8 protein-coding genes are annotated in these 7,154 nt (G+C 73.3%); 3 read left to right on the top strand and 5 right to left on the bottom strand.

The genetic code is table 11. The annotated features are described in order from the left end of the window. Both P1P70_RS36955 and P1P70_RS36950 read right to left on the bottom strand, forming a co-directional pair. On the bottom strand, positions 1–489 hold a 489-nt coding region (locus P1P70_RS36955), incomplete at its 3' end, for an acyl-CoA dehydrogenase family protein (RefSeq protein WP_319245571.1). Further along, positions 489–1,628, bottom strand: coding sequence for an acyl-CoA dehydrogenase family protein (locus P1P70_RS36950; protein ID WP_319245568.1), 1,140 nt, complete (start codon positions 1,626–1,628; stop codon positions 489–491). The genes P1P70_RS36955 and P1P70_RS36950, both read right to left, overlap by 1 nt. Before the next feature lie 49 nt (positions 1,629–1,677). Between P1P70_RS36950 and P1P70_RS36945 the strand changes: the two genes are divergently transcribed. Genes P1P70_RS36945 through P1P70_RS36935 form a run of 3 tightly spaced genes read left to right on the top strand, consistent with a single transcriptional unit; the run spans position 1,678 to position 4,321 of the window. Next, complete coding sequence (locus P1P70_RS36945) at positions 1,678–2,466, top strand: SDR family oxidoreductase (protein ID WP_319245567.1); 789 nt, start codon at positions 1,678–1,680, stop codon at positions 2,464–2,466. 20 nt (positions 2,467–2,486) lie between these two features. Then, positions 2,487–3,122: a TetR/AcrR family transcriptional regulator gene (locus tag P1P70_RS36940; protein ID WP_319245565.1), complete on the top strand. Its 636-nt coding sequence runs from the start codon at positions 2,487–2,489 to the stop codon at positions 3,120–3,122. 41 nt (positions 3,123–3,163) lie between these two features. Next, entirely contained in the window at positions 3,164–4,321 is a 1,158-nt protein-coding gene (locus P1P70_RS36935) for an acetyl-CoA C-acetyltransferase (protein WP_319245563.1), read from the top strand. A 139-nt stretch (positions 4,322–4,460) separates the two neighbouring features. Here the strand turns inward: P1P70_RS36935 and P1P70_RS36930 are convergent, their stop codons facing one another. Genes P1P70_RS36930 through P1P70_RS36920 form a run of 3 tightly spaced genes read right to left on the bottom strand, consistent with a single transcriptional unit; the run spans position 4,461 to position 7,101 of the window. After that, a complete protein-coding gene (locus P1P70_RS36930) occupies positions 4,461–5,507 on the bottom strand; it encodes an NAD(P)H-dependent flavin oxidoreductase (RefSeq protein ID WP_319245562.1) in 1,047 nt (348 codons plus the stop codon). After that, entirely contained in the window at positions 5,507–6,256 is a 750-nt protein-coding gene (locus tag P1P70_RS36925; protein WP_319245561.1) for a CoA-transferase subunit beta, read from the bottom strand. The genes P1P70_RS36930 and P1P70_RS36925 overlap by 1 nt, the downstream gene beginning before the upstream one ends. After that, positions 6,253–7,101 carry a CoA transferase subunit A gene (locus P1P70_RS36920; RefSeq protein WP_319245558.1) on the bottom strand — a complete coding sequence of 283 codons (849 nt, stop codon included), beginning with the start codon at positions 7,099–7,101 and terminating at the stop codon, positions 6,253–6,255. Before P1P70_RS36920 ends, P1P70_RS36925 begins: the two co-directional genes overlap by 4 nt. Between the last annotated feature and the right edge of the window lie 53 nt (positions 7,102–7,154).

The following is a 7,154-nucleotide window of genomic DNA, read 5'->3' as shown; positions in this document are numbered from 1 at the left end:
GTCCAGGGAGGGGCGCATGGGGCCGTGGCCGGGGGCGAGGCGCAGTTCGCCCGTCTCCGGGTCGAGGGTCACGCGGGTCGCCGCCACGTCCCCGTCCAGCGCGTACGAACCCGGCGAAGGCGCCACCGTGGCCATCGCCTCGCCCGACACCAGTGCCGGGAGCAGGCGCTTGGCCGGGCCCGGCTCGTCCAGGCCCGCCAGGAGGACCGCCGCCGTCACCGTCTCCACGAGCGGGCCCGGGACGGCGTGCCGCCCCAACTCCACGAAGGCGACGGCCAGTTCGACGGGGAGCGGGCCGACCCCCTCGTACGCCTCCGGCGCCGCCAGCGCGAAGACGCCCGCGTCCGCGAGACGCGCCCACACCGCACGCCCCGCCTCGTGCTCCCCGCGCCCCCAGGCCCGTACGACGGCGGGTGTGCCGGCGGCCGTCAGCATGGCGTCCAGCGACTCGGCGAACGCCCGCTGCTCGGTGTCCAGGAGGAAGCGCATCAGCGACGGCCCTTCGGAAGCCCGAGGAGGCGCTCGGCGATGATGTCGCGCTGGATCTCGTTGGTGCCGGCGTAGATCGGGCCGGCGAGGGAGAAGACGTACCCCTCGCACCAGTCGGTGTCCGCCGCCTCGCCCTCCTCGCCGAGCAGGTCGAGCGCCGTCTCGTGCAGGGCGATGTCGTACTCGGACCAGAAGACCTTGTTCAGGCTGGCCTCGGGGCCGATCGGCGTGCCCTCCAGGAAGCGGGAGGCGGCCGCGTGGGTGAACAGCTCGTAGGCGCGGGCGCCGATCAGCGCGTCGGCCACCGCGTCGCGGGCGGACGCCGGGCTTCCCCGGTCCTGCCAGAGGCCGAGCAGCCGGGCTGCGGAGGCCAGGAAGCGGCCCGGGGAGCGGAGCGTCAGACCGCGTTCGTTGCCGGCGGTGGACATCGCGACGCGCCAGCCCTGGCCGGGCTCGCCGATGACGTCCTCGTCCGGCACGAACACCTCGTCGAGGAAGAGTTCGGCGAACGCGGGCCTGCCGTCGAGGCGGCCGATCGGGCGGACCGTCACACCGGGGGCGCGCAGGTCGAACATGAGATACGTCAGGCCCTGGTGGGGCCTGGCGGTGCCGGGCTCGCTGCGGAACAGGCCGAACGCCCGGTCCGCGAACGCCGCCCGGGACGACCAGGTCTTCTGCCCGGTCAGCAGCCAGCCCCCGGCCGTGCGCACCGCCCGGGAGGTGAGCGAGGCCAGGTCGGACCCGGCGCCGGGCTCCGACCAGGCCTGGGCCCACACCACCTCGCCGGAGGCCATCGGCGGCAGCACCCGCGCCCGTTGCTCCCGCGTGCCGTGGTCGAAGAGGGTCGGGGCGAGGAGGTTGATCCCGTTCTGGCCGACCCGGCCCGGGGCGCCCGCCGCGTAGTACTCCTCCTCGAAGACCAGCCAGCGGAGCAGCCCCGCGTCCCGGCCGCCGTACGCGGTCGGCCAGTGCACCACCGACCAGCGGTCGGCTGCCAGTTCGGCCTCCCACGCGCGGTGTGCCGCGAAGCCCTCCTCGGTCTCCAGGGAGGGGAGCGGCTCCGACGGGACATGGGCGCGCAGCCAGGCACGGGCCTCGGCGCGGAAGGCCTCGTCGGCGGGGGAGTGGGCGAGGTCCATGGAGCGCTGCTCCTTCCCTAACAAGTGTTTGGTAGGTTAGCGTGCCCGCATGAAGAACGTCGACCCTCCGACGTACGTCCCCGGCCACGGCCTGCTCGCCGGACGCACAGCCGTGATCACCGCGGCCGCCGGCGCGGGCATCGGCGGAGCCACCGCGCGACGCTTCCTGGAAGAGGGCGCGCGCGTACTGATCAGCGACGCCCACACACGCAGACTCAAGGAGCACCGGGCCGAGCTGGTCGACGAGTTCGGAGCCGACCACGTCCGCGCGGTGCCGTGCGACGTCACGAACGACGACCAGGTACGGGCACTGTTCGAGGCGGCGGCCCGGCTGCACGGACGGCTCGACATCGTCGTCAACAACGCCGGCCTGGGCGGCACCTCGGACCTCGTCGACATGACCGACGAACAGTGGTCCAGGGTGCTGGACGTGACACTGAACGGCACCTTCCGCTGCACCCGGGCCGCCCTGCGACTGATGCGGGAAGCCGGCGGCGGCGTGATCGTCAACAACGCCTCCGTCGTCGGCTGGCGCGCCCAGGCCGGGCAGGCGCACTACGCCGCGGCCAAGGCGGGCGTCATGGCCCTGACCAGATGCGCGGCGATCGAGGCGGCCGCCTACGGGGTCCGGGTCAACGCCGTCTCGCCCAGCCTCGCCATGCACCCGCACCTGGTGAAGGTCACCACCCCGGAACTGCTGGAGGAACTGACCGCGCGCGAGGCCCTCGGGCGGTACGCCGAACCCTGGGAGGTGGCCAACGTGATCGTGTTCCTCGCGTCCGGCTACTCCTCGTACCTGACGGGTGAGATCGTCTCCGTCAGCAACCAGCACCCGTGAGGACGAGGACGAGGAACAGCGTGCCGACCAAGAAGAAGCCCCGGACGACCGCCGGCGACAAGCCCCCCGCCGCGCCCGCCCGCCGTCGGGAACTCCTCGACCGGGCCGCCACGGTCTTCGCCGACCTGGGGTACAACGCCACCACCGTCCGCAGGATCGCGGACGACGCCGGCATGCTCGCGGGCAGCCTCTACTACTACTTCGAGTCCAAGGACGCGATGCTGGAGGAGATCCTGCGGACCTTCCTCGACGAACTCTGGGAGGGCTACGACGCCGTCCTGGACGCCGAACTGCGCCCCCGGGAGACCTTCGAGGCCCTGGTCGTCGAGTCGTTCCGCGCCATCGACCGGCACCGCGCCGCCGTCGCGATCTACCAGAACGAGGCCAAGAAGCTGGTCGCGCAGGACCGGTTCCTGTTCCTCGACGCGTCGCAGCGCAAGTTCGAGAAGGCATGGCTGGCCACGCTGGAACGCGGCGTGGCCGCCGAGGAGTTCCGGGCCGACCTCGACACCAGGCTCACCTACCGGTTCGTGCGCGACACCGTGTGGGTCGCCGCCTCCTGGTACCGGCCCGGCGGACGACTCGGCCCGGAGGAGATCGCCCGACAGTACCTGTCGATGGTCCTGGAGGGGATCGCCGTACACACGAAGCCCTGACGCTCGTTCGGTGAACAACCTTTGACAACAAGGGAGTTGACATGGCCGAGGCCTATATCGTCGAAGCGGTCCGGACGCCCGTCGGGCGGCGCGGAGGAGGGCTCGGCCAGGTCCATCCGGCCGACCTCGGCGCACACGCCCTCACAGCGCTCGTCGCACGCGCCGGCGTGGACCCGGCCGCCGTGGAGGACGTCGTCTTCGGCTGCCTGGACACCGTCGGCCCGCAGGCCGGTGACATCGCCCGGACCAGTTGGCTGGCCGCCGGGCTGCCCGAGGAGGTGCCGGGCACGACCGTCGACCGGCAGTGCGGCTCCTCGCAGCAGGCCGTGCACTTCGCCGCGCAAGGAGTGCTCTCCGGCACCCAGGACCTGGTGGTCGCGGGCGGCGTCCAGAACATGACCATGATCCCCATCGCCTTCGCCTCCCGCCAGGCCGCCGTCCCCCTCGGGCTCACGGACGGCCCCTTCGCGGGCAGCGAGGGCTGGCGGGCCCGCTACGGCGACCGGCCGGTGAACCAGTTCGCCGGCGCCGAGATGATCGCCGCGAAATGGGGCATCAGCCGCCGCGACCAGGAGGAGTACGCGCTGCGCTCCCACCGCCGGGCGGTACGGGCCCTCGACGAGGGCCGCTTCGCGCGCGAGACCGTGCCGTACGGGGACGTCACCGTCGACGAGGGGCCACGCCGTGACACCTCGCTGGAGAAGATGGCCGCGCTGAAGCCGGTCATCGACGGCGGCACCGTCACCGCCGCCTGCTCCTCCCAGGTCTCCGACGGCGCCGCTGCGCTCCTGCTCGCCTCCGAACGCGCCGTACGGGAGCACGGGCTGACGCCGCGCGCCCGCGTGCACCACCTCTCCGTACGCGGTGAGGACCCGATACGGATGCTCACGGCGCCGATACCGGCGACGGCGTACGCCCTGAAGAAGTCCGGCCTCACCCTCGACGCGATCGACCTCGTCGAGATCAACGAGGCCTTCGCGCCCGTCGTCCTGGCGTGGCTCAAGGAGACGGGCGCCGACCCGGAGAAGGTCAACGTCAACGGCGGCGCGATCGCCCTCGGCCACCCCCTCGGCGCGACCGGCGCCAAACTCATGACGACCCTCCTGCACGAACTGGAGCGCACGGGCGGCCGGTACGGGCTGCAGACGATGTGCGAGGGAGGCGGACAGGCGAACGTGACGATCATCGAGCGGCTCTGAGGGGCGGCGGGCGCCGGTCGCCGGGCATCGAGCGCCGCGTACGCGTCGGCCGCCGCGTGTCGCGCCCGCGTCTGCGCCCGCCGTCGGGTGTCGCGCCCGCGTCGGTGACGGACGCCGTGTCCGTGGCGGGCGTCCGGCGTCAGGCCTCGCCGAGGCGGCGGCGTACCTCGTCCGCCTCCCTCATGATCCGCTCCACCAGCTCCGCACAGGACGGCAGGTCGTCGATCACGCCGGCGACCTGCCCGGCCGCCATCACCCCCAGGTCCGTACGGCCGTCCACCATCGCGGACCTGAGCAGCATGGGCGTGTTGGCGGCGAGCAGGACCTGGCTCCAGGCGAGGTCCTTGCCGTGCCGCAGCGCGAGGCCGTCGCGGACCATGTCGCGCCAGGTGAGCCCGGAGAACCGCCGGAAGCCCGCCGCGTGCCGTAGGGCGCGCACCAGGGCGCGCGCCCGTCCGGACGCCTCCAGCGCGCTCACGAACTCCGTGCGGAGCATGCGGTGCGGCAGCCCGTCCACGGCCCGCGTGACGGTGACGTCCTTGACGGTCGCCGCCAGATAGCGGGCCTTCACCGCGTCGGGCACCGTCGAGTCCGAGGTGAGCAGGAACCGGGTGCCCATCGCCACCCCGGCCGCCCCGAACGCCAGTGCCGCCACCAGGCCCCGCCCGTCGTGGAAGCCGCCGGCGGCGACGACGGGGATGTCGACGGCGTCCACCACCTGCGGCAGCAGCACGGTCGTCGCCACCTCCCCGGTGTGTCCGCCGCCCTCGCCGCCCTGCACGACCACCGCGTCCGCACCCCACGCCGCCACCTTCTCGGCGTGCCGCCGGGCGCCCACCGACGGGATCACCACCACGCCCGAGTCCTTGAGCTCGGCGATCAGTTCCCTGGACGGCGCGAGCGCGAACGACGCCACCCGGACGCCCTCCTCCACGATGACCCGCACCCGCTCCCGCGCGTCCGCCGCGTCGGCCCGCAGATTCACCCCGAACGGCGCGTCCGTGCGGGACCGCACCTCCCGTACGGCCTCCCGGAGCCGCGCGGGTGGCATCGTCGCGGAGGCCAGGATGCCGAGCGCCCCCGCGTTGGCCGTGGCGGAGACCAGCCGCGGGCCGGCCACCCACCCCATACCGGTCTGCACGACCGGATGGCGGACGCCGACGAGCCGGGTGAGCGCCGTGTCCATCAGCCCTGGACCTCACGGGCGCGGGCGCCCGCCGGGTCGAGCACCTCGCGGATCAACCGCAGCTCCTCCGCCGTGGGCTCCCGTGTGTACGGCACCTCGTCCGGGACGGCGAGCGCGAAGCCCGTCGCCTCCGCGACCTGCTCGACCGTGACCCCGGGATGCAGCGAGGCCAGCCGCATCGCGCGGTCGGGCGTCGCGAAGTCGAACACCCCGAGGTCGGACACGACCCGCGGCAGGTGGTGGAAGCGGGCGGTCGCCGGATGCGCGGCCACGCGGTCGTGACCCACCCCGCACACCATGTCGACCTTCTCGACGAAGACCCGCCGAGAGTGCTTCGGCACCCAGTAACTGGTGGGGTTGTTCAGGGTGTTGACCGGCGCCCCCCGCACCCCCAGCAACTGTCGTCTCGGCCTCGCCCAGTCGCCGACGCAACTGATGTTCTGGTTGCCGTACCGGTCGATCTGGCTCGCGCCCATCATCACGTGCCGCCGACCGCCGGTGACCAGGTCCAGGTGCCGGCGGTACGGCAGCCACCCCTCCACGGCGCCGTCGAGGTCGACGAGCAGCGCCTCGCCGTCGGTCAGCAACAGGTCCGGCGAGAACGTCCGCCTGGCCAGGCGCGCGCCCAGCGACGGGATCAGCCCCATGGGGCTCGCGAGGATCTCCCCGGCGCCGCGCCAGGCCTCCGCACAGGCGATCACGCAGTACTCGGCCCGGGTCGCGCCGCTCGTCGTCGTCCCCTCGTTCACGTGCCCTCCCTCTGCCAGGCCCGTACGGCCGACTGGTAGGCGGGCTCGTCGCCGGCCAGGAACCGTTCGGCGAAGTCCTCCCAGGGCGTGGTGGCGTACATCTTCTGGAAGGCCTCGTCCCGGCCGTGGTCGGGGGCGCAGGAGGTGAAGTGCGCGCCGTTCGGGGCCTCGATCACACCCGTCACCACATGCCGGCCGACCAGCAGCGACTGCGGCGGGCCCTCCTTCGTCAACTCGGCCGTGTCCACGATCCGTTCGCACGAGACGTACGCCGTCTCGGCCGCCTCGCAGAACAGGTCGTCGAAGTACGGGTCCGGGCCCAGGTACTGACCGTTGCCCCGCCGGTCGGCCCGGTTGACGTGCACGAGCGCGGCATCGAGGCGCAGGGCGGGCACGGCGACGAAGGTCTCCCCGTCGTCGTACGGCGAGGTGACCGTCCGCAGGCCGGGGTTGACCCGCATCACGTCCGAGCCGATGCCCGCCCGCACCGGGAGGAACGGCAGCCGGTGCGCGGCGGCCCGCAGACCCCCCAGGAACATCGCCTCGTCGATCTCCATCAGCTCGAACGCGCCCCGCTCGCGCGCCGCGCGGAAATGGGGTTCGAGGGGGATGGAGTCCAGGGTGGCGAAGGGGGCGACCAGCTTCCGGACCCGTCCCGCGGCGGCGAGCATCCCGACGTCCGGGCCACCGCAGGAGACGACCGTGAGATCGGTGACCCCGGACCGGAGCACCGCTCTCACCAGAGCCATCGGCTTGCGGCGCGAGCCCCAGCCGCCGATGCCGAGCGTCATCCCGCTCGCCAGCCGCGAGACGGCCTCGTCGGCGCTCATGGTCTTGTCACTCACCCGGGTCCCCCTCCACCGCGCCCCTTCCCTCGGCCGCGTCGGCCGTCCCGGCC

This window comes from Streptomyces sp. MB09-02B (assembly GCF_033794485.1).
In the GTDB taxonomy this organism is placed as follows: Bacteria; Actinomycetota; Actinomycetes; order Streptomycetales; family Streptomycetaceae; genus Streptomyces.
Note: the sequence above shows the minus strand (reverse complement) of the source record. Positions and strands in the feature narration are given on the sequence as shown.